Genomic DNA, 22,919 nt, shown 5'->3' with positions numbered 1-22,919 from the left:
ATGCTGCCTATTATCTTTCCTATCGCATAGATAACACATATAATTACCGTAGGAACAGGGACAAGCTATCACTTAAAGGGAGTTATCATGACCAAATTGGGACTAGCATTATTTTCATCCTTCATATTAGCAAGTTTGGGGAATGTAACCTTTGCTGCAGCAGCTAATACTTCTGATCAAATTCAATTGTTGAATAGTCAAATCCAAGCTCAATTACAAAAAATCCAGGAAAATCAACAAAATCAAATTAAAGCATTGAATGACCAGCTACAAAAACAATTAAGCCAGATGCAAAAAAAACTGGAAGAGCAGATTCAGCAAGTAAACACCAAAACACAAGCACAAATAAAACAGGTTTTAGATACGTTGCAACAACAAATAAAACAAGTTCATCAAGAAGCTCTACAAGCCAGGAAATCATGACGCATTGGTGATTTTGACAATTTGCTTTGAACACTAGGAAGCAACATGGTACCAACAGTTCGCCCCGAAATTGAAGTTATCGCCCCTGTTTCATTGACCGACACGGAAGAAGTCCGTTGGCGGATTCAAGATATAAAAAAGCACCTCGATGAAGTAATTGATTCTATTTATCATAATTCAAGCATTTTGAACGGATGGGCAAACTTCTGGGGTGAGGTGCCGCTTTGGCAAAAAATTTTAACAGGAATTGGTTTTTTTGGAACATTGTTAATCCTGGGTATTGTCGGGCATTTATTGCCCCTGATAGCAGTTACTGTTATTTCTGCAGGTATTTATGGATTGAGTAGTTATCTTTTGGATGAACATTATGAAAGCAGCGAGATGTCCAAGGAGAGTCTTAAACAAGGAGTACTGGGGTTAGTTGAAACTTTAAGCATTATTATTGAACAATTGCAACAAATTAGAATCCAATTAGCCGAGGAAATCCAGCATTTCAAGGGAGAAAATGAAAAATTACAGCGTTCGATCGATGAGCTTTCCCAACAAGTGCAGTTATTATCGCAGGAAACAAAAGAGTTACTTGGAATTAAAAATGAATTCGCACAATTAAAAGTAAAATATGAGCAGACAAACGAGAGATTGGAGAGTTTAAAAGTCGAGGCTGCAAAGCAAATTGGAAATTTGAAGGAAATTAATCATTCTTTTTTTAAAATTGCAGCCAATTTAACGGAATCAAGCTTGGAGAATAAAGAGCATCAGGAAATTTTTATTACCCAATTAAAAAAGTTTGTAGAGGAGAGCACGCAGGAATCCATTAAAAAAGCGGAGGAATATAATTTACTTAAGCAGGAATTGGAGGTTGCCAAAAAACAATTGCAAGAAAACAATTCTCGTTATGAAGCATTAAACGGCAGCCATGAATTATTGCTTAAAGAATACAATGAAGAATTAAAGAGAGTGCTTAAACGAGATCATAAGCCTACTCCCCAATTGCTGCCCTTTAGCTTTATTGCCGCTGCAAGGCCGCTGACGATGGTAAAGGATGAAGAAGAGGATCCGGTTTACACGCCCATTTTATAGTTACGAAAGTAGCTCTCAAAGCTGCCGCTGCTTAGGAAGCTTGCTATACCAATGGAGCACAGTTGCATGCCTATAATATCTTCTAAAGGTATCATGTCAGCATTATTTTCACTACAATAGAAGTTTTAACCCACTTAAATCATCTATGTTCAAGCCATTGGCGTTGTATATTGGCATGCGTTACACGCGTGCTAAAAAGAAAAATCACTTTGTTTCATTCATTTCATTAAGTTCCATGCTGGGTATCGGCATGGGCGTCATGGTGCTCATTACCGTACTTTCCGTGATGAATGGATTTGATGAGGAAATCCATAAACGTTTTTTTGGCATGGCACCGGAGATTACGGTGACGGGCCGGGATGGCAAAATCAGCAATTGGCAGGGCTTGGCAAAAGAATTGGAACATTATCCCGGGGTCACTGCCATTGCTCCTTATGTAGGTGAGCAGGGATTATTGACCCATGAAGGGCAGGTATTGGCGATTATTTTAACCGGCATTTCTCCGGAATATGAAGGGCGCGTTAATCATTTGGAAGAAAAAATGATTACCGGCAGCATGAAGGATTTGCACGATTTCGGCATCATTCTTGGACGCGGGCTGGCAGACAATTTGGGGGTCATGATAGGGGATAAGGTTACCATCATGATCCCGCAAGCAACGGTAACCCCAGCCGGTATGGTTCCTCGTTTCAAGCGTTTTACGGTGAAAGGGGTATTTTCAGCAGGCTCTGGATTTAATTTTGATACCAAACTTGCTTTCATCAACATAGCGGATGCACAAAAGCTATTGCAGTTGAGTAGTGATGAAGTGACCGGCATTAAAATGAAAATAGCCGATGTATACCAGGCGCCCAGCCTTTCCGAACAATTGGCCGTTAAACTGGGTGAGGAATATGAGGTTGGTAATTGGACAAACCAGTTCGGTGCTTTTTTCCAAGCTGTTAAAATGGAAAAAACCATGATGTTTCTCATTCTTCTTTTAATCATTGCAGTGGCGGCATTTAATTTGGTGTCATCTTTGGTCATGGTAGTGAATGACAAGCAAGCCGAAATTGCTATTTTACGTACCATTGGGGCTACGCCCGGAATGATCCTCTGGATTTTCATCGTGCAAGGTATGATGGTCGGTATCGTTGGCACGGTACTTGGGTTAATAGGAGGATTGATTTTAGCCAGTAATGCCACAGAAATCGTCAATTTCTTACAAACTTTATTTGGGGTGCATTTATTATCGTCTAATATTTATTTTGTCGATTATTTACCTTCCAAAATTTTATTAAAAGATTTATTGCAAGTGTGTATAGCTGCTTTGTTGATGAGTTTTTTAGCTACCATATATCCCGCATGGCGCGCTTCAAGAACGGTAATTGCTGAGGCTTTGCATTATGAATAAAATGATTGTTTGTTCCTCTAACCTTGGTAAAACCTATCGTGACGGTCAGGTGTCTGTAGCGGTGCTGCAGGATGTTAATTTTTCTGTAGAAAAAGGTGCCCGCATTGCAATCGTAGGACCTTCGGGCTCCGGGAAAAGCACGCTGCTCCATCTTTTGGGAGGGCTTGATAAGCCGAGCGGGGGACAAGTATCCATTGAAGGTGTGGACTGGCAATCGTTATCGGAAAAGCAACGTTGTCAGACCAGAAATAAAAATTTGGGTTTTATTTACCAGTTTCATCATTTGCTGCCTGAGTTTACTGCGCTTGAAAATGTTGCCATGCCATTATTGCTGGCGGGAGAGCCCACTGAAAAAGCACGTGCACAAGCACGGATGATTCTTGCCGAAGTTGGGTTGGCTGCACGAGAACAACATAAACCCTCTCAGTTATCGGGTGGGGAAAGACAGCGCGTTGCCATTGCACGTGCATTGGTGCATAAGCCTCAGTGCGTGTTTGCTGATGAACCCACCGGCAATTTGGATCATGCCACCGCATTGAAAGTTTTTGATTTAATGCTTGATTTAAATCAGCGGTTACACACCGCTTTGGTGATAGTTACGCATGATATGGAGTTGGCAAAGCGTATGGACAAAATCCTAACCTTACAAGAAGGCCAGTTATTGCAGTTAAATGATTAGGAATTGCAACATGAGGCAACTTCAGGGACATTGCCTCATGTTTGCTTGCGTCAAAGCGTATGCAGGGCCCCCTCTGACGTAAAGCAGTATGCTGCTACGGCAACTCATGACGCATCCACAGGCATCCTGTGGACGGCGATTAATATTCAGCGTGGCCCGGTGTACGCGGGAATGGAATTACATCACGAATGTTGCTAACCCCGGTGATGTAGCTTACTAACCGTTCCAAACCTAAACCAAATCCGGCGTGCGGAACAGTCCCGTAGCGTCGTAAATCTCTATACCATTGGTAAAGTTCCTTATCCAAGCCGCATTCATCCATGCGTTTGTCAAGCATCTCAAGGCGATATTCACGCTCACTGCCGCCAATAATTTCCCCGATGCCGGGTGCTAACACATCCATCGCGGCAACAGTGCGCCCGTCATCATTAAGCTTCATGTAAAAGCCTTTAATATCTTTCGGGTAATCCGTGAGAATGACCGGTTTTTTACACAATTCTTCTGCCAGATAGCGTTCATGTTCTGATTGTAAATCCAGCCCCCAGCTCACCGGAAAAGCAAATTTGACAGGCGCTTTTTCCAGAGCATGAATGGCATCTGTATAAGTCATGATTTCAAAATCAGAATTGACAATATGCTCTGCGCGTGCAATACACCCCGGATCGACAAATTGGTTAAAGAAATTCATATCGTCCGCTTGTTCATCCAGTACGGTTTTACAGACATATTGCAGCATTTTTTGACTGAGCAGACTAATATCCGCAAGCGTAGCAAATGCTACCTCCGGCTCAACCATCCAAAATTCGGCAAGGTGACGACTGGTATTTGAGTTTTCCGCTCTAAAGGTTGGGCCAAACGTGTAAACCTTAGACAGGGCCAAACAATAAGATTCTACGTTTAACTGACCAGACACGGTGAGGAAAGCTTCACGGCCAAAGAAATCTTTAGAAAAATCCACCTGGCCTTGCTCATTTTTTGGCAGATTTAATAAATCCAAAGTGCTGACGCGGAAAAGTTCACCTGCACCTTCACAATCACTGGCAGTGATGATAGGAGTATGGATCCAGAAATAACCTTGCTCATGGAAGAATCGATGTATTGCTTGCGCCAAAGAGTTGCGCACACGCGTGACCGCGCTAATCGTGTTGGTGCGTGGACGAAGATGCGCTACTTCACGTAAAAATTCAAGCGTGTGTCGCTTTGCCTGAATTGGATAGGTATCCGGATTGTCTACCCAGCCTATTACTTCAATTTGCTCAGCTTGAATTTCAAACGATTGGCCTTTGCCTTGCGAGGCGACAAGTTTTCCAGTGGCGATCAAGGAACATCCAGTCGTTATTTTTAATACATCCGTTTGATAATTAGGAAGATTTTCGGGAACAACAATTTGTATCGGCGCAAAGCAAGACCCGTCATGGAGGCTTATGAATGAGAGCCCGGCTTTGGAATCCCGTCTGGTTTTTACCCATCCACGCACCGTAACGGTTTTATCAACATCGATTTCGCCATTCAAACTCTGTTTTACTGTAAAGACATTGCTCATATATACTCCAAAATATTCCACTGCCTGGCAAGTAATCAGTCAATTGAATGCCTTTCGTTTGCTTGCCTAAACATTAGGCTGAGGCAGCTCGTTGAATAAGGTTTTTTATCCTTGCTTTATCCTGGCTGGAAGTAGCAGGAAGTAATCGTGTATGACAAAAGCTTGAGTGATGAAACGCCTGGATTCAACTTTAGCGAAAATAACGGTTGCTTTTATCGCTGACAATATAATTGAATAATACACCAAATAAAATAAAGGTGGGAATAGTATGCAGCGCGAAGTGTTTTTGTTTTTGAGCTTGTGTTCTTCGTTAATTTTTGCCAAGGATACCGAATTACAATATTACAGGCCGTTTGCTGCTAGGGAATTGCCAATTGCAATTGAGCTTGCCAGCAGTGGGGAATGTAAAGAGCAATCCTACCTTATCAGAAGAGAAGATGCGTGGAAATGCACGGTGGCTGATAAAACCTATGATCCCTGTTTTGCGAAGGATTCTTCTGAAAACCCGCTGGCGGTATGCCTATCTTCTCCCTGGGAAAGCAAAGGAGTGCAGGTTACCTTGGCTAAACCTTTGGATAGTAGCCAAAATGAAGTCCTGGATATGTCTACTGCTTTTCCCTGGGCTATTGAACTTTTGAGTGGGGAAAAATGCCTGGCTGTACAGTCGTTCGGGCAAATAGATGGTCTGCCGGTTCGTTATGTGTGTGATAATAAAACTCGCTTATTCGGTCATGTGCAGCGCTGTTCAGCGGAATGGCAAATGTTGCAGGAAACTACTGGTGGGATGCATCCTGCTAAAATAAAAAAAGCATGGTTTTAGCAGCCAGCTTTAAGGTTTAAGCATTTGCAAAATAAAGCATTTAAGTCTTTACTTAATAAAGAGACATCTGCAGGGAGTATGCTATGTTTGGACCAATGTTTCATTCCGTAGTGTTGGCACAAGTTTTAGGATTGTATTTCACGGTTATAGCGATTATTCTGCTATCCAGAAAAACTTATTTCCAGGCACTGGTTCTAGAAATGAGGCCTGATGGCGCACAGATGATAGTAGCGGCTGCGTTTGGCTTTCTTCTGGGGTTGTTTATCGTTGTAACCCATAATATTTGGGTTTTGGAACCACGCGTTTTGGTAACAATAATTGGTTGGATTATTCTTATTAAATCATTATTGTGGCTTGCTCTTCCCGAGCGCATGGTAAGTGTTTCCAAAAAAATGTATTCCGGGCCAACATATTATGTAATTGCTGCCATTGTTTTAATAGTTGGGCTCATCCTTTTAATAAAAGGCTTCTATTTTTACGTTGATCCAGACTATTACATTGGCCCCGAAGATTTTAAAGGGTAATTAATTTTCAATTAACACTCTGGAGGTGTCTGCCTCCGGAGCTGCTTCTGCAAATGCAGGCAAGTGGGAGCAATAGTCATTTATTTCAGTAATCAATGGATAAGCGTCCATCGAAAAATGAAAGCGTTTTGCATTATATACCTGCGGCACCAGACAAACATCAGCTAAGGTAATTTCCTGCCCATAGCAGACGTGATTTTTACGCGGCAGGGCTTGCAACCGTGCTTCCAACGCAGTAAATCCTTTCTTTAGCCAGAGATGATACCATTGTTGAATTTGCTCTTCTGTGGCAGCAAAGTTTTGGCGTAACTCTTGCAGTACCCGTAAATTATTTAAAGGGTGTATATCGCAGGCGATCAGGTATGCAAGGCTTCTTACCAAGCCTCGTCCTAATGGTGTTTGCGGGAGGAGGGCAGGTTTTGGGGATATTTCTTCCAAGTATTCAATAATGGCAAGGGACTGGCTTAAAATATGGCCATTTTCATCCAAAGTAGGAACAAGACCTTGCGGGTTAAGTGCTAGATACTCGGGCCGGTTTTGTTCGCCGCCATGATTCACCAAGTGTACAGGTATACGTTCATAGCTGATATTTTTATAATTTAAAGCAATGCGTACGCGGTAGCTCGCAGATGAGCGAAAATAATCATAAAGTTTCACGATGTCCCTCAATTTGGCAATTTTTCGAATGCGTTTCCACGGGCTGTACCTGCTGGTTAATGGCGCCAAAAATGCTGTTTCCTGCTGTATCTCTCATCTCGATACGGATTGAATCGCCATAACGCATAAATGGGGTTTTAGCCTTTCCTTCCTGTAAAATTTCAAGCATGCGCTTTTCTGCTATACACGAAGAACCTCTACTGCGATCAATATTGGAGACAGTACCTGAGCCAATGATGCTGCCGGCACTGAGGTTTCTTGTTTTTGCAGCATGCGCAATTAACTCTGGAAAAGAAAACGTCATGTCTATTCCGGCATTGGGTTCACCAAATAGCTCATCATTGAGATAACTGCATAAAGGCAAATGCAGACGCTGCCCATCCCAGTGGCTTCCCAATTCATCAGGGGTAACCGCAATCGGAGAAAAGCTGCTTGCTGGCTTGGATTGAAAAAAACCGAAGCCCTTGGCAAGTTCAGCAGGGATAAGGTTACGCAAAGATACATCATTGACCAGCATCAACAAACGTATGTGTTTTTGTGCGTCGCCGGGGCTCACTCCCATGGGAACATCATCGGTGATAACGGCTACTTCTGCCTCAAAATCAACTCCATAGGCTTCATCAGCGACTAAAATAGGATCCGTAGGGGCTAAAAAATCATCAGAGCCGCCTTGATACATGAGAGGATTTACCCAAAAATCAGCAGGCATTTCTGCACCGCGGGCTTTTCTTACCAGCTCTACATGATTTACATAAGCACTGCCGTCTGCCCATTGAAACGCACGCGGTAAAGGGGAAGCCATTTGTTCTGGGTCAAAAGGAAAAGCTTCACGCAAAAGGTTTTCATTAAGTTGTTGATAAATTTGCTGTAGAGGTTTTACAACTTGTTGCCAATTTTCTATCGCAAGCTGTAGTGTTGCAGCGATTTGCGGCACACAAACAGCATAAGTTAATGTTTTATTGACGACACATAACGTGCCATCACGTGATTGTTTTGATTTTAGCGTGGCTAATTTCATATTATTTCTACCGGAATTATTTTACCTGCGGTTATATGAATAACCACAGGGCCATCTTTAATTGGTTTCTTGTAAGGTCCCGCGTTTTATTTGGTCTCGCTCGATCGCTTCAAATAGTGCTTGGAAATTACCTTCGCCAAAACCCTGGTTGCCGTGCCGCTGAATGATTTCAAAAAATACCGGACCAAATAAGTTTTCGGTAAAAATTTGTAGTAACAGGCCGCCTGCAGCTTCAGCTTCACCATCGATTAAAATTTTTTCTTGTCTTAAGTTTGCAATGGGTTCGGTATGCCATGGTATGCGGTTGTTAATCATTTCATAATACGTATCCGGTACATCCAGGAAACGTACACCGTGTTTTCTTAAAGAGCGCACTGTTTCGTAGATATTTTCAGTGCTGAGCGCGACGTGTTGAATGCCCTCGCCTCTATATTCATGCAGGAATTCTTCAATTTGTGAATGATCATCTTTGGATTCATTTAACGGGATCTTAATTTTTCCGCACGGGCTGGCCAGAGCTCGGCTAATCAATCCGGTCATTTTACCTTTAATATTGAAATAACGAATCTCACTGAAATTAAAAATGGTTTCATAAAACTTAGCCCATTTATCCATGTTGCCGCGAAATACATTATGAGTTAAATGATCAATGCCTTTGAGTCCGGCTGAAGGCGTTTCATCATGACTGGTGTTTGTCCATTTGCCTGCAAACGGCTGATGCGAATCGTCTACAAAGTAAATCACACTGCCGCCAATCGCTTCGATCGCGGGTAAGCCGTGATCGGCATGGGCACAGTCTTGAAAGGGGGTTGCCCCATGTTGAATAGCGTACTGAAAGGCATGGTTTGCATCATGTACACGAAAACCCATAGCGCAAGCTCCAGGGCCATGGGTTTTTGCATGTTGCGCTGCCTGGCAATTGATTGCGCCATTTACTATAAACTGGATGTCACCCTGTTTAAAAAGAGCAACTTCCCCGAAAGTTGCCGCAAGGTGAAATCCCATTTCATGAAACTGACGGTGTAAAGCGTCTTTATCTGGGCCTGAGAATTCCAGAAACGCGAAGCCATTCAGACCGCAGGGATTGTCCTTCATCTGTTGATTCATACTGACTCCTTGTACTTTGAATGAATAGGTTGCAGCAGCTATTTGGGTTGAATTAAAAATAAACCGTCGGCAATAGGCAATAAACTTGTGAATACCCGTTTATCATGCTGGAGGATTTCATTTAACCTACGAATTTCCCGAGTTTGGCCATTGTTTTCTTGTTTATCGACTACCTTGCCGCTCCACAATACATTGTCGATCGCGATAATTCCATGCGGTTTTACCAACTGCAAGGATAACTCATAATAATTTACATAGTTGGTTTTATCGGCATCGATAAAAATAAAATCAAATGCATGCTTATGAGTTGCAACAAGTTTTTCCAGCGTGTCTAAAGCTTTGCCCAGGCGTAATTCAATTTTGTTATCCTGGTGTGCTTCGCGCCAGAATGGATAAGCTTTTTCGGTCCATTCCTCGTTGATATCGCATGTTAGCAAATGCCCATCTTCCGGCAATGCTAATGCCATAGCCAAGGAGCTATAGCCCGTAAACGTGCCAAGCTCCAGAACGTTTTTAGCACCGATTATACGCAAAAGAAATTGCATGAATTGCGCTTGCTCAGGGGCGATTTGCATATTGGCGAGCGGTAATTTTGCCGTTTCTTCCCGCAATGCCTTCAATACCGGGTGTTCTTGCACTGATGTCTGCAGCAGATACTCGTACAATTCCGGCGTCATGTTGATATGTTTCATTAATCTTCCTCAAGCCAATTTTTCTTGAGCAAGGGTATCGGTAATTACGCTTACCGGTCTGTTTTCTTTGGCTGAACGCTCAAAAATTTGCAATAGTGTCGTGCCTATTCCATCAATTTGCTGATTCACCAGACTCTCTTGGGTATGCAGATATTTACTGGCAGCAAAAATAAGCCCCCCTGCATTGATTACATAGTCGGTAGCATAAAGAATGCCTTTGTCATGCAATTTTTGACCGTGATAAGCATGGGCCAGCTGATTGTTGGCGGCACCCGCGACAATGCCAGTTTGCAATTGATTGATGGTTATATCATTAATTACAGCACCGAGCGCACAGGGAGAAAAGACATCGCAAGGTATTTTATGGATATTCTCAGTGGCAACTGCAGAAGCGCCAAATTCCTTTACAGCTTGCTCAACGCGTTCGGGATTAATATCTGCTACCGTGAGGTTTACACCCAATTCATGAAGATGCTGCGCTAACAAATAGCCGACATGGCCTAAACCTTGCAGGGCAACGTGCAAGCCATTTAAATTTTCTCTGCCTAGTTTAAAAAAAACAGCAGCTTGGATTCCACGTAAGATGCCTTTCGCAGTATATGGAGAAGGATCACCGTTATGGCTGGATAAACTGGCTACATGTGGGGTATGCTCTGCAATAATATCCATATCGCTTAACTGAGTACCGCTGTCCAGCGCCGTGATATAACGACCGCCCAAATCATTAACAAATTCTCCAAACCGATGCAAATAAGCGGTTCTGTCGTAAGGCTTGCTGGGCTCAATGATAACCGCCTTGCCTCCGCCCAATGGCAGGTTAACGAGCGCCGCTTTATAACTCATCCCGCGCGCTAAACGCATTGCATCATATAATGCAGCCGTAGTGTCTGGATAGTGAATGAAGCGGCATCCTCCCAGAGCGGGGCCAAGTTTGGTACTGTGGATGGCAACAATCGCCTTCATTCCTGTTTCGCGATCAACTTTAAAGTGGAGCTCACCAAATCCCCGTGATAAAGCATATTCCAAAAAATCTTCATTTAGATCCAGGGTGGGGGTACTGGGCTTGAGTGAGTCGACGGAAATCATGGGTAAAACTCCTAAATGCAATAATGTGTAATGTTATAGACGGATTTCATTTCTAAATCAATGCTCATTGCCTGCGAACCGGAAGTGTAATTTTGGTTTTTTAAAAACAATATGTTTCAGTAAATGACAAATTAAGGCAAGTAAAATATAAATCCATCAACAGGCTCGACTACACTTCTAGGAACTTGTTTAAAATTTATTTAGCCGAAACATGCTTAACATCTTCGATGCGCACTTTCATATTATTGATTATGGATTTCCGCTCACTGCGAATCAAGGGTACTTGCCACAACAATTTACCCGGAATGATTATATGCTGCGCACAAAAAATTTGCCTGTAAAAGGCGGGGCCCTGGTATCTGCATCTTTCCAGGGGTTTGATCAAACGTATCTTTTAGCAGCGCTGCAAGCATTGGGTACTGCATTTGTGGGCGTCACCCAATTACCTTTTACGGTGAGCGATGCTGCCCTCATCAAATTGGATGCAAGCGGCGTAAGAGCCGTGCGTGTTAATTTATTTCGTGGCCATAAGATAGATATGCCTGAATTGACACAATTCGCACGCAGAATTTATGAGCTCGTGCAATGGCACATTGAACTTTATCTTAATGCCGCACAGCTTAACGCCTTAATGCCGGCTTTGTTACAATTTCCTGCATTAAGTATTGATCATCTAGGATTATCAGATACAGCATTGCCTGCTTTGTTGAAATTGGTAAAACAGGGAGTAAAGATAAAGGCAACAGGTTTTGGACGCTTAGCGATGCATATTCCGCATGTATTGACCGAAATAGCCGCGATAGACCCGGCTGCCTTATTGTTTGGCACAGACTTACCATCCACCCGCGCCGCGCGTCCATTTGCTGAGCGGGATATTCATTTGATTCGTAAGGCCCTGGGGGATGAACTGGCTGAAAAAGTTTTGTATACGAATGCTGTGTGTTTTTACCGTCCCAAACGTATATTATGTAACTAATTTGTGTATAAAAAATGCAATTTATTTGCAGCAAGGATGACACAAAAGATAAACCTGTCGTACACTAGGAAGCTTTGTTTCCGGAGAATGATTATGAAAAAAATAGCTGGCTTGCTTGCGCTCTTCGCCCTGACCCCTACCAGTTATGCAGCAGATGAATCGCCGGATGTATTACTGGATAAGGTTACATTTCAAGTCACGGCAAGACAATGGGTAAACACCAAAACGGCTTTGCTGACGGTAAATGTGAATGCAACCTTAACTCATGCAGACTTGGCTAAGGCCCGGGCAGAAATCATGGGTAATCTTTCCCAAATTGCCAAAGGAGATTGGCATTTACTCCAGTTTGAGCGCTCGCAGGATAATTCAGGCCTTGAAAAATTGACTGTACAGGCGCAGGCACGCGTGGATCAAACCAGTTTGACCGAGGTATATCAACACGCAAAATCGGTTAGTAAACCGGGTACAAGTTATGAAATCAGTATGATTGAATTTAAACCGAGTCTTGAGGAAGTACAGCAAATTAAAACGCAGCTGCGTGAGCAATTATACCAACAAACCTATGCCGAGTTGGCACGCATTAATCGCGTATATACCGGGCAAAATTATACGCTATATAACTTGACCTTCGTTGAGGGTGATGCAGTTCCTTTGCAACCTAAAGCCATGCAAGCGCGCGAAGCTATTAATACCATGGCATTGCCTGCCGCTTTGGACGTCTCGGTCAGTAATGAATTAACCATGACGGCTGTTGTCCAGGCTGCTTCTAATCGTCAAGGGGAATAAAGTTGGAAATTGCTCGTGTGATCGCTCATCGCGGTGCTTCAGCCTATACACCAGAAAATACGATGGCTGCGTTTAACAAGGCATTATCCTTGGGAAGCCGTTTCATTGAGTTTGACGTCATGCTAAGTGAGGACGGAGACCCCTTTATTTTTCATGACGATAACCTGGAGCGCACGACAAATGGGCGTGGCGAGTTTGGGAGGATGCGTTCCGAACAGGTACGCTCGCTGGATGCCGGCACCTGGTTTTCCAGGCGCTTTCATAACGAAAAAATTCCAAGCTTGCAAGAAACATTGCAATGGTTCAGTGCGGCAAAAATTCAAGCGAATATAGAAATCAAGCCTCATCCCGGTCAGTTTGAACCGGTAACCATTGCCGTATTGTCGCATTTAAATCAATATTGGCCATCCGATCTGGAATTACCTTTGTTATCAAGTTTTGATCGCGACGCATTGTATTTATGCCGGAGCATCGCCCCGGAAATTCCTTTGGCTTTGCTTTTGCATGAATGGCAGGATAATTGGCTACAGCATGCGAAAGAATTGCAGTGCATGTCCGTTAATCTCAATAAATGCATTTTAACGAAGGCACGCGTCGCTGAAATTAAGCAACAGGGTTATAAAGTTTATGCTTATACTGTAAACCATAAGCGCCAGGCTTTAAAACTTTTTGCCTGGGGAGTAGACGCCGTGTTCAGTGACTATCCTGATCTGTTGTCATGATCTTTCGTTTGCTATTTATAAGCTGGTTATGTTTTTCAGCACTTGTAACTTGGGCGAAAGAAAAACCTGTAGAAATTATTCTATGGCATTCATTTGCAGGGCAGCTGGGTCATGAAGTCCAGCAACTAGTCAGCCGATTTAACAAGAGCCAGGAAGAATATCAGGTTAAACCTGTATACAAAGGCGATTACCTTGAAACGCTCACCAGCTTTGCAGCTGCTTTTCGGGCTAAACAACCTCCGGCATTAGTGCAGGTTTTTGAAGTCGGTATGCCGACCATGTTATCGCCAAGAGGCATCATTAAGCCTTTGCATGAATTAATGGCTGAGCAAAAAATGAACTTACCCTTGGAAAGCTTTTATCCTGCCATCCGCACGTACTACAGCGAAAATGGTCATCTTAAAGCCATGCCGTTTAATTCATCCGTACCTGTAATTTTCTACAATGCTGATGCATTGGCTAAAGCCGGGTATTCTAATCAATCATTCCCCAAAACCTGGGAAGAATTGGAACTTCTCGCAGCCGACCTGCGGAAAGCGGGATACCCCTGTGCATTTACCTCAGCGCATCCAGCTTGGGTATTAATAGAATCCTTTGCAGCCATCCATGGCTTGCCCATGTTAACCGAAGATAATACCCAGGCGGTTTATAATCAAAAGCCCATGATTGAACATTTAGAGCGCTTATTAAGGTGGCAGCAGGCACACTATTTTGAGTACGGCGGCCGCGGTGATGATCCAACTATATTATTTACTAGCGGAAGATGCCCGTTGTTTAGCCAATCATCGGGTGGCTATAATAGTTTAAAAAGCATGGTTTCTTTTCCTATGGGCATAGCCCCATTACCGCTTGATCAAAAAATTAGTCCCGTTCGATTTAACAATGTCACAGGCGGTGCGGCGCTTTGGGCTGTTGCGGGGCATTCATCTGCCGTTTATCAAGGCGTGGCTGCTTTTTTTGTGTTTTTGGCAAAACCAGACGTTCAGCAAACCTGGCACAATAACACCGGTTATTTACCCTTAGGAGTAAACGGTGTTTATAAATCCCTGGCGCAAGGCAGTCAGCATCCCTCTCTTGCATTGGCACAAATGGAATTCACTGCAGTGCCGCGTCCTCCATTACGAATTCAAATGCAAATAAGGCGAATTAATGATGAAGCTTTAGAGGGGATTTTTGCAGGTCTTAAAAGTCCCAAAGCAGCCCTGGATGAGGCTGTAGCACGTGCAACTCATGCCTCTGTTCGTTTTAGACGGAATACCACTATTGAATAGAGGCTGATTCGTACTTGCATTAGGGAGGGGGCTTTTGGTTACAATAGACAAGCCACTAATACCAGGGACGGATTATGAATGAAATTGATTTATTAGAATTGTTCTATCAGGAAATGAGGTTACAAGGAAAACCCCATAATCAAATTTTCCTAAGCTTAACCGAAGAGTTGATCCCTTATCTGCAAGATAATATCGATGTTGATATGACTTTGGAAAAGCTTGAGAAACTTGCAGACATTTGTATTGCCAATGAGTGGCTGGAAAGAACAACAGCAGATCCTCATTATAATTTCCTGTCGTTAACGCCGGCTGGATTGCAAGTGGTTTTGGCGCGTGAATATAACCGCTAACCAGGATTATAATTTCTGCACTTGCTTTCTAAGTGCACGCAATAATAGTCGCACAGCTTTGCGGTTCTTTGGATCATCGCTGTTTGCGTGGCGTAGTCTTAAGGCTTCATAACGGGCGAGATAATCTTGCAACAGGGAAGTAAGTTCGGGAAATTTTTTACCCAGTTCATTCCATTGTTTTGTTAAGGATTGATACGGAGTGACTGGGATTTTTAAGCGTTTAAATTCGCGCTGCAAACGATGGTACTCGCGCAGCATAGGATCCTTTGGGTGCCACCAAATATACCAACACCAACTTCCTGCCAAGAAAAATAAAAAGCCAAGCAGCCAAAGTTGTAATAATTTCTCAAAGTCCCAGGCACCTAGCCCAAGTAATTGCAGCAAACTCTGTTGTCGGTCCTGATTATAGAAAATTAACCATCGTTCCCAAAAAAAACGCATTGATTCAAGAGTCAGCCTTAATTGTTGCCAATGCGGAAGATTTAACGAATATTGCTTGTTTTGAATATAAAACCCAAGCTCCTGACTATTTTGTCCTAACAGATCAGTTTCTATGCGTTGCTTGGCAATAAAGGCAGAAGGGTCGACCCGTTTCCAACCCTCTCCCTCTAGCCAATATTCCAACCAGGCATGAGCATCTTTTTGCCTTACATTTAAATAATGGCCATAGGGATTCCATTCGCCTCCATAATAGCCAACCACAATGCGGGCCGGGATGCCGGCTGCTCTTAAAATGAAAGCGACCGCGCTGGCATAATGCTCGCAATAACCTTCGCGGGTGGAAAACCAAAAATAGTCCAATTGCTGAGCGCTGTCTCCAATGGGTTTCGGATGTAAAGTGTACCAAAATGGTTGTTGATGGATGTGGAGAAGGATTTGATCCACCATGGCCTTAGTATGGCCATGAACTTGGTGTTTAAGTTGCAAGGCCCACGTTTTAAGCTTTGGATTCACATGGGATGGGTATTGCAGATTTTGCCGGATCTCCCCCGAGCTTAATGGTTTATATGCCGGTTTTTGTGTGGTTAATGCATAAGCAAACCGTTGCGTAATTTTGCTATGATCCAAACGCATTAAGCCAACAGCTTCGGAAAATTGCAAATTGGGCCATCCCGCTTTGGGTCTATTCAAATAAAATAGCCAATTTTTGTTATGCGCTTCCAATAAAACTTCATAATCTGCATCCTGTTTAGTAGGCAATAAGGTTAAAGGAGACAGATAATTGTATGGTTGTGGTTTGGATGTCCAGTTAACACCATCAAAATGATTTAAAATCAGTCCGTGCCAGTAAAAATCCTTAATCGATTGCACACGCTTAAATGTAATGCGCATGACGGTGCTGTCATCAGGAAACAATGACGACAAAGCGCCTGGGCTAATGCTTTCCCGAAAAGCTACTTTACCCTGAGCAGGGAGATTGACGCGCCAAAGAGGCGAAGAAGTGCGCGGGAAGAGAAAAAATAACAAAACACTTATTGGAATAGCGATGAGTAATAATTTTGCGCTGCGAATGAATAAAGCTTTAAGAGTTAGCTGAGGGAGGTATAATCGCAACAACAGCGAGAGGTTGGCAAGCATGGCAGCGAGCAGATATAACAAAATCCATAAGGTTTGGTGCAATATCAATGCCACCAAAATAACATAAAAACTGCATAAAATAAGAATGCGTACATCGCGTATGCGGTGCAGTTCAACGATTTTTAACCAAAAAAAAGTAAGCAGGGCGCCAATGAAAAAATCAGCAGATAAAAAACTTTGATAATAAATCCGCAACACGGCAAGGAAAATTAACACGAGGAGGGCCAAAGCCCATTGCGGCAGCAGCGGATAGCTAAAATAACCGGTTAACAAGCGATAACTGATGGCTGTAATGGCAAGCATGATGATCCACCATGGGGCAACCGTTACATTTGCTAAAAAACAAAGCCCCATAACCCAAAGCGTGTGGCGCAAAATAGGCAATGGGACTTGTTCATTAAACTTTGTATGCATCAATAAGCTGCCAATAGTCGTAAACAATACTGAAGATGGTGGGCTCCCTGGCTTATTTCAGTGCAGGTATCTTTTATTTCCAGCCCGTAAGATTGCCCCTGTTCCTCAGCTGTCTGCAGCCAGTAACTCAATTGTTGCAAACTTTTTTCTACGTTTGTTGAGGATGCTTCCTGCATGCGAAACATCCAGTTTTCCCCAACAGTGCTTGTCATGGTTTTAAGATACCAACCCTGGCTTCGCGCTGAAATTTTCCAGGCAATGCGGCCTGCTTGCATCCAAGGATTGGCTGCTGGTTTTAATTCAAATAAATCTTCATCGCCCAGCTGTTCTGCCGAGCCGTGCGGGAAATCGAGATTTTTTTCCGGCCAATATCCTGGAGAGATAGGCTTTGGGTAAACATAATATTCCATTTGAAAATTTAGATATCCCCAGACGCGAAAGATCCCCAACGGCGCATAGCTGTAGATTTTTATTTGCGGTAAGAAAAAAACACCCCGCTTTGCAGTGGATAAAGGCAAAGTTATTTGCAAGCCTTCTTTGGGAATGTTCTCAATATAATGGCTTTCTTCCCGTGGAAATTGCAAAATTAAGCTAAAATGCACCGCATTTTCCCCTTTTACGAGCAGATTGATCGTTGCTGGTTGTCCTTGTTCTGTATCGTTTATAGGCAAGCACTGGACTAATAAACCTTTCAGATTCTGATGGCTTGCCCACATCCCTAAGATGCCTAGGACGATGAGCAAGAAAGCCAGCAGAAAAGCCAAGTTTAATTGGTAATTAATTGCACCGATGGCAATTGTTAATACAACCAAACCATAACCGCAGCCAAAAGCAGAAGGTAGTATGTAAAGCGTCCTGGTTGTCAATTGTTGAGGATTTTTGGCCGAGATGCGTTTTTTTGCCCATCGCAAGAAAAGGCGGCGCAGCGTTGGATATTTCATTAAACAGGCACCTCGACCTGATTTAATAACCTATCTGCAGGCGAAAGCTTATCAACTGTTTTCCTGACTACCAAGCGATGATTGACGACCGCCGGCAAAATGGTTTGTACATCGTCTGGCCGCACAAAGTCGCGTTCATTTACGAATGCATACGCTTGTGCAGCTTTAACCAACGAGCGTCCGGCTCGCGGGCTTAAACCGTGATTAAACCAGTCATGAATGCGGCTGGCTTGCAGAAAAGCCTGAATATAATCGAGTATGGGTGCGGAAACGATGACTTGCTGACTTTTATTTTGCCATTCCAGTAATTGTGTTGTATCGGCTACGGGCTCATATTGCTCCAACAAGCGGCGTTTTTCTTCGTCCATAAGCAACCGTCGCTCCGCATCGGGCGATGGATATCCTATAGAAAGCCGCATTAAGAACCGATCCAATTGCGATTCAGGTAAGGGATAAGTACCCGTTTGGTGTGCTGGATTTTGCGTGGCAATGACAAAAAAAGGAATAGGGAGAGCATGCGTGCCGGTGTCATTGGTCACTTGTCTTTCTTCCATGGCTTCCAGCAAGGCACTTTGTGTTTTTGGCGTCGCACGATTAATCTCATCCGCTAATATAAGTTGAGAAAAAATTGGGCCAGGATGAAAATGAAATTTTTGTTTAGTTATATCCAATACAGAAATCCCTAACACATCACTGGGCAAAAGATCGCTGGTGAATTGAATCCTTCTATATTTCATTCCAGTAAAATGCGCCAGCGCATGGCTTAAGGTGGTTTTACCCATCCCCGGGATGTCTTCAAGGAGTAGATGCCCGTTAGCCAGTAAACAGGTTATGGCTAGCTTAATGACCTCATCTTTACCCAATAAAATTTTATTTAACGCATCCTGTAATGTCTTGATCATAAAAATGAAGCCTTTCTAGCCATTGCCGACTTTTGTCTTTAGCTGCTCAAGACAGATAAGTGGACTTACTTTTCCAATTCTTAAATAAAGTATAAGTGCTTTAAGACGTATTTCAATTGTGGGTGTTTTCGGCATAAATTGAAGATTTCAACATATTTTTTTACTTGTGCTACGTTTATAGTTTCATTGCACAGGAGCTGACGTTGGTTGAATTACTATCAAGGGCACAGTTTGGTTTCAGCATCGGATTCCATATTTTATTCCCGACTTTAAATCTGGGCTTAGCCGCTTTTTTGGTGCTGACAGAAGCCTTGTGGTTATCGAGCAGAAACCCGTTATATCTGAGTATGTGCAAATTTTTTGGGAAAATATTTGCCCTTACCTTTGGAATGGGAGTGGTGTCAGGGATTGTTTTAGCCTACCAGATAGGCACTAATTTTGGTCCTTTTATTGCACAATTTGGCAATGTATTGGGTGCCTTGTTTGCTTATGAAACGTTGACCGCATTTTTTCTGGAGGCCGGATTTTTAGGCGTTATGTTGTTTGGTTGGCAACGCGTTCCTGGCAGCATCCATTTTACGGCCACTTGTTTTGTGGCCGTTGGCACGACCATCTCAGCTTTTTGGATCATGTCTGCGAATTCCTGGATGCAAACGCCAACAGGTTATTCCCTGGCCGATGGAAAATATTTAGTGGCGGATTGGTGGCAGATTGTTTTTAATCCATCCTTTATCCCACGCTTGCTGCATATGTTGATGGCTTCGTACACTACAACTTGTTTTGTGCTTGCTGGCATTGGCAGTTACTTTCTTTTGAAAATAAAATATGTGGAAATGGGTAAAAAAACATTATCTCTTGCGATGTGGGGAGCGCTTATTTTAGTGCCTACCCAAATTTTAATAGGTGATAAAGTCGGTTTGGATATCCATCATCATCAACCATTAAAGACTGCTGCCATCGAAGGAGTTTGGGAAACACAGCGTGGCGCCCCGTTCATACTCCTGGCTTGGCCATCTCAATCTTTGCAAAAAAACCAATACAGTATTTCTATTCCGAAAATGGCCAGTTTGATTAACACACACGATTGGAATGGAGAACTTGTCGGATTGAAATCAGTACCGAAAAGTGAACAGCCACCCGTTGCTGCAGTCTTTTTTTCCTTTCGGGTTATGGTGGGCATAGGCTTACTGATGTTATTCACCGCTCTACTCGCCTTGCTATTGCGTCGAGATGGTCGATTATATTTTAGCCAACGCTTTCATCAATGGTGCATTATCATGTCACCCATGGGATTTATTGCTGCAATTTCTGGCTGGTTAACTGCTGAAATAGGCCGCCAACCCTGGGTGGTTTACAATTTATTGCGTACCAAACAGGCGATTTCAGCCGTAGGAGAGGAGGAAGTTTTTACTTCTTTTGTATTATTGGTATTGGCTTATGGCATTGTTTTTGGCTTTTATCTTTATTATTTGTTTAAGACGATCCGCCTAGGCCCGCTTATCATGGATGCTGATGAAGTGGAACATCACACATTTCAGTATATGACGGATCAACACCCGATAGAGCCACGCGGAGATAAACCATAATGCTACCCTTCATTTTCGCAAGTCTGCTTGGATTCATCATCATCATGTATGTGATTTTGGATGGCTTTGATCTAGGCATCGGTATTTTATTTCCATTTACCCATAGTGAGCGTGAACGTGATTTAATGATGAATTCCATAGCACCCGTCTGGGATGGAAATGAAACTTGGTTAGTGTTTGGCGGGGCAATGCTTTATGCTGCTTTTCCAATCGTTTATGGTTTGCTTTTACCTACTTTATACGTGCCCATCATGCATATGCTTCTTGCCTTGATTTTCAGGGGGGTGTGTTTTGAATTTCGCTTCAAGGCCGAACGAAGCAAACCTTTATGGAATTGGGCTTTTGCCATCAGTTCGATTACGGCTGCTTTTTTGCAAGGGGTAATCCTGGGGGCATTTGTACAGGGTTTCGTCATTGATGAAGCTGCCCTAAGCATATCGACTTCCGATTGGTTGACCCCATTTAGCTTGCTGACAGGGCTTGCTTTAGTTTGCGGTTATGCATTACTGGGGGCTTCCTGGATGATCATAAAAAGTGAAGGGAAGCTGCAAAGAAAGATGAAGCATTTCGCAAAAGGGTTTTTAATTCTTGTCAGTATATTTTTATTGTTTGTGAGTATTTGGACCCCTTTGCATAACCCGGAAATATTCGCGCGCTGGTATAGCGTACCGAATATATTTTTTTTAATGCCGTTGCCTTTATTAACGGCTTGGATGATCATTTTGGTTTGGAGAAATCTTGCTAACGGGAATGAGCATAAGCCTTTTGTTTACAGTATTATTATATTCTTATGTGCCTATGCCGGTATAGGGATCAGTGTTTATCCGTATTTAATTCCGCATGAAGTGACGATTTGGGAAGCTGCAGCCCCGGATTCCACACTTATTTTTATTTTGATTGGCGTGGTAATTATGTTACCAGTTTTATTAGGGTATACTGTGTACGCTTATCGTGTGTTTTGGGGAAAAGCGGGACATGAGGGATACCATTAGTTTATTTTTTATTCGAGAGGAACGCGCTAAGATTCTTATTTTAGATGTGTGACTCTTTTCCCTTTCTTCCTTAATACGAATCGAGTATCTTCTTTTGTATTTTACAATACATGGCCATTGTTTAAGCGGCAGCTGACTTCCTTAAGATGGAGGGAGCTATATTTATTGTGGGGTATTGACTATATGCATGATGGTTCGGTTTTTTACACTATTTTTCTCATTTTTGCTGGCGCTGCCATTTTCTCCACCGTTGTGCTCTACACCAAACAATCCTTGTTGGTGGCTTATATTTTGCTAGGGGCTGCATTAGGTCCATGGGGTTTAAAATTAATTACAGACTTAAGCACCGTTCAGCAAGTGGGCGATATGGGAATCGTATTTCTTTTATTTTTGCTAGGCTTGCACCTGCAGCCGCAAAATTTGCTGCACATGCTTAAAAAAGTCACTTGGGTTGCTGTATTAAGTTCGATATTTTTTGCTTTTATTTCCTACTTGATCGGAAGATGGTTTGGTTTAACAGAGGCAGAATCCTGGATACTTGGCGCCGCTATGATGTTTTCAAGTACCATCATCGGCCTGAAATTATTGCCCACTACAATACTTCATCATCAACATACCGGGGAAGTAATGATAAGTGTGTTGTTGATGCAAGATTTAATTGCTATCGTAGTTTTAATTTTGATCAATGGGGCACAGCAAGGCAATGGTTTATCTTGGGACAATTTAATTTTGGTAGGAGTTGCGCTTCCAGCGTTGATATTTTTTTCGTTTGCAGCAGAACGCTATGTCTTAGTCAAATTGCTGGCAAGATTTGATCGCACGCAAGAATATGTATTCTTGCTATCCATTGGTTGGTGTTTGGGGGTGTCCATTTTGGGGCAGAAAATGGGTTTATCCGAAGACATTGGTGCATTTGTCGCTGGAGTTGCCTTGGCAGCAAGTCCGATTTCACTTTTTATTGCAGAAAGCCTGAAGCCTTTGCGTGATTTTTTCCTGGTGATGTTTTTCTTTTCGGTAGGTTCTACGTTCAATTTTGGTTTTGCAGCGCAAGTAGTCATCCCCGCCTGTATCCTGGCCGCGCTTATTTTAATCCTAAAGCCTTTGGGATTTTATTTATTATTGGTAAAAGCCGGGGAAAAAAAGCAGGTTTCCAAGGAAGTTGGTATCCGCTTAGGGCAAGCAAGCGAATTCTCCCTGCTCGTGGCAAGTCTTGCGTTGAGCAGCAAATTAATTTCCGAGGTGGCATCCAATTTAATCCAAGCCACTACAATTTTAACATTTATTGTCTCGTCCTATGTGGTGGTATTAAAGTATCCTACGCCCATGTCTTTATCCGAAGGCATGCGCAAGGATTAAGAAGACAGATTTCTTCTATTGTT

23 protein-coding genes are annotated in these 22,919 nt (G+C 42.9%); 14 read left to right on the top strand and 9 right to left on the bottom strand.

Features of this window, described 5'->3' with window-relative positions:
- Window positions 1–87: 87 nt before the first annotated feature.
- The 4 genes from ELY11_RS06700 (at window position 88) to lolD (ending at window position 3,575) form a co-directional block, all read left to right on the top strand.
- On the top strand, window positions 88–423 hold the full coding sequence (locus ELY11_RS06700; RefSeq protein WP_126953926.1) for a hypothetical protein: 336 nt from the start codon (window positions 88–90) through the stop codon (window positions 421–423).
- A gap of 45 nt (window positions 424–468) precedes the next feature.
- Entirely contained in the window at window positions 469–1,503 is a 1,035-nt protein-coding gene (locus tag ELY11_RS06695; RefSeq protein ID WP_127032743.1) for a hypothetical protein, read from the top strand.
- Between the two features lie 145 nt (window positions 1,504–1,648).
- A complete protein-coding gene (locus ELY11_RS06690; RefSeq protein WP_126953924.1) occupies window positions 1,649–2,896 on the top strand; it encodes a lipoprotein-releasing ABC transporter permease subunit in 1,248 nt (415 codons plus the stop codon).
- Window positions 2,889–3,575 (top strand): lipoprotein-releasing ABC transporter ATP-binding protein LolD, encoded by a 687-nt coding sequence (lolD, locus tag ELY11_RS06685; RefSeq protein WP_126953923.1) that lies wholly within the window; start codon window positions 2,889–2,891, stop codon window positions 3,573–3,575. Before ELY11_RS06690 ends, lolD begins: the two co-directional genes overlap by 8 nt.
- A gap of 139 nt (window positions 3,576–3,714) precedes the next feature.
- Here the strand turns inward: lolD and asnS are convergent, their stop codons facing one another.
- Complete coding sequence (gene asnS, locus ELY11_RS06680) at window positions 3,715–5,118, bottom strand: asparagine--tRNA ligase (protein WP_127032742.1); 1,404 nt, start codon at window positions 5,116–5,118, stop codon at window positions 3,715–3,717.
- 268 nt (window positions 5,119–5,386) lie between these two features.
- On the opposite strand from asnS, the gene ELY11_RS06675 reads away from it, so the two are divergent.
- Window positions 5,387–5,938 (top strand): hypothetical protein, encoded by a 552-nt coding sequence (locus ELY11_RS06675; protein ID WP_127032741.1) that lies wholly within the window; start codon window positions 5,387–5,389, stop codon window positions 5,936–5,938.
- Between the two features lie 83 nt (window positions 5,939–6,021).
- Window positions 6,022–6,462, top strand: coding sequence for a hypothetical protein (locus ELY11_RS06670; protein ID WP_126953920.1), 441 nt, complete (start codon window positions 6,022–6,024; stop codon window positions 6,460–6,462).
- Here the strand turns inward: ELY11_RS06670 and maiA are convergent, their stop codons facing one another.
- Genes maiA through ELY11_RS06645 form a run of 5 tightly spaced genes read right to left on the bottom strand, consistent with a single transcriptional unit; the run spans window position 6,463 to window position 11,022 of the window.
- On the bottom strand, window positions 6,463–7,119 hold the full coding sequence (gene maiA, locus ELY11_RS06665; RefSeq protein ID WP_126953919.1) for a maleylacetoacetate isomerase: 657 nt from the start codon (window positions 7,117–7,119) through the stop codon (window positions 6,463–6,465).
- Entirely contained in the window at window positions 7,106–8,137 is a 1,032-nt protein-coding gene (locus tag ELY11_RS06660) for a fumarylacetoacetate hydrolase family protein (protein WP_126953918.1), read from the bottom strand. The genes maiA and ELY11_RS06660 overlap by 14 nt, the downstream gene beginning before the upstream one ends.
- Before the next feature lie 57 nt (window positions 8,138–8,194).
- The gene (gene hppD, locus ELY11_RS06655) at window positions 8,195–9,244 is read right to left on the bottom strand and encodes a 4-hydroxyphenylpyruvate dioxygenase (protein WP_127032740.1); all 1,050 of its coding nucleotides are present in this window, start codon (window positions 9,242–9,244) and stop codon (window positions 8,195–8,197) included.
- 38 nt (window positions 9,245–9,282) lie between these two features.
- A complete protein-coding gene (locus ELY11_RS06650; RefSeq protein WP_127032739.1) occupies window positions 9,283–9,936 on the bottom strand; it encodes a class I SAM-dependent methyltransferase in 654 nt (217 codons plus the stop codon).
- A gap of 9 nt (window positions 9,937–9,945) precedes the next feature.
- Window positions 9,946–11,022 (bottom strand): Leu/Phe/Val dehydrogenase, encoded by a 1,077-nt coding sequence (locus tag ELY11_RS06645; protein ID WP_127032738.1) that lies wholly within the window; start codon window positions 11,020–11,022, stop codon window positions 9,946–9,948.
- Window positions 11,023–11,233: 211 nt separating this feature from the next.
- Here ELY11_RS06645 and ELY11_RS06640 point away from each other — a divergent pair, with 211 nt between their 5' ends.
- From ELY11_RS06640 to ELY11_RS06620, 5 genes are all read left to right on the top strand, one after another.
- Window positions 11,234–11,998 (top strand): amidohydrolase family protein, encoded by a 765-nt coding sequence (locus ELY11_RS06640; RefSeq protein ID WP_127032737.1) that lies wholly within the window; start codon window positions 11,234–11,236, stop codon window positions 11,996–11,998.
- Window positions 11,999–12,091: 93 nt separating this feature from the next.
- The gene (locus tag ELY11_RS06635) at window positions 12,092–12,784 is read left to right on the top strand and encodes a hypothetical protein (RefSeq protein WP_126953913.1); all 693 of its coding nucleotides are present in this window, start codon (window positions 12,092–12,094) and stop codon (window positions 12,782–12,784) included.
- A gap of 2 nt (window positions 12,785–12,786) precedes the next feature.
- On the top strand, window positions 12,787–13,506 hold the full coding sequence (ugpQ, locus tag ELY11_RS06630; RefSeq protein ID WP_126953912.1) for a glycerophosphodiester phosphodiesterase: 720 nt from the start codon (window positions 12,787–12,789) through the stop codon (window positions 13,504–13,506).
- On the top strand, window positions 13,503–14,777 hold the full coding sequence (locus ELY11_RS06625; RefSeq protein WP_127032736.1) for an extracellular solute-binding protein: 1,275 nt from the start codon (window positions 13,503–13,505) through the stop codon (window positions 14,775–14,777). The genes ugpQ and ELY11_RS06625 overlap by 4 nt, the downstream gene beginning before the upstream one ends.
- 74 nt (window positions 14,778–14,851) lie before the next feature.
- Window positions 14,852–15,127, top strand: coding sequence for a hypothetical protein (locus tag ELY11_RS06620; RefSeq protein WP_127032735.1), 276 nt, complete (start codon window positions 14,852–14,854; stop codon window positions 15,125–15,127).
- A gap of 6 nt (window positions 15,128–15,133) precedes the next feature.
- Here the strand turns inward: ELY11_RS06620 and ELY11_RS06615 are convergent, their stop codons facing one another.
- Genes ELY11_RS06615 through ELY11_RS06605 form a run of 3 tightly spaced genes read right to left on the bottom strand, consistent with a single transcriptional unit; the run spans window position 15,134 to window position 18,962 of the window.
- On the bottom strand, window positions 15,134–17,119 hold the full coding sequence (locus ELY11_RS06615) for a transglutaminase family protein (RefSeq protein ID WP_127032734.1): 1,986 nt from the start codon (window positions 17,117–17,119) through the stop codon (window positions 15,134–15,136).
- A complete protein-coding gene (locus ELY11_RS06610) occupies window positions 17,119–18,060 on the bottom strand; it encodes a hypothetical protein (RefSeq protein ID WP_127032733.1) in 942 nt (313 codons plus the stop codon). Before ELY11_RS06610 ends, ELY11_RS06615 begins: the two co-directional genes overlap by 1 nt.
- Window positions 18,060–18,962 carry an AAA family ATPase gene (locus ELY11_RS06605; protein WP_127032732.1) on the bottom strand — a complete coding sequence of 301 codons (903 nt, stop codon included), beginning with the start codon at window positions 18,960–18,962 and terminating at the stop codon, window positions 18,060–18,062. Before ELY11_RS06605 ends, ELY11_RS06610 begins: the two co-directional genes overlap by 1 nt.
- A 197-nt stretch (window positions 18,963–19,159) precedes the next feature.
- On the opposite strand from ELY11_RS06605, the gene ELY11_RS06600 reads away from it, so the two are divergent.
- From ELY11_RS06600 to ELY11_RS06590, 3 genes are all read left to right on the top strand, one after another.
- Window positions 19,160–20,548 (top strand): cytochrome ubiquinol oxidase subunit I, encoded by a 1,389-nt coding sequence (locus tag ELY11_RS06600; protein WP_127032750.1) that lies wholly within the window; start codon window positions 19,160–19,162, stop codon window positions 20,546–20,548.
- Complete coding sequence (cydB, locus tag ELY11_RS06595) at window positions 20,548–21,540, top strand: cytochrome d ubiquinol oxidase subunit II (protein ID WP_127032731.1); 993 nt, start codon at window positions 20,548–20,550, stop codon at window positions 21,538–21,540. Before ELY11_RS06600 ends, cydB begins: the two co-directional genes overlap by 1 nt.
- A gap of 183 nt (window positions 21,541–21,723) precedes the next feature.
- Window positions 21,724–22,896: a cation:proton antiporter gene (locus tag ELY11_RS06590; RefSeq protein WP_127032730.1), complete on the top strand. Its 1,173-nt coding sequence runs from the start codon at window positions 21,724–21,726 to the stop codon at window positions 22,894–22,896.
- Window positions 22,897–22,919 lie beyond the last annotated feature (23 nt).

It is taken from the genome of Legionella septentrionalis (assembly GCF_003989745.1).
Lineage (GTDB): Bacteria > Pseudomonadota > Gammaproteobacteria > Legionellales > Legionellaceae > Legionella_A > Legionella_A septentrionalis.
Note: the sequence above shows the minus strand (reverse complement) of the source record. Positions and strands in the feature narration are given on the sequence as shown.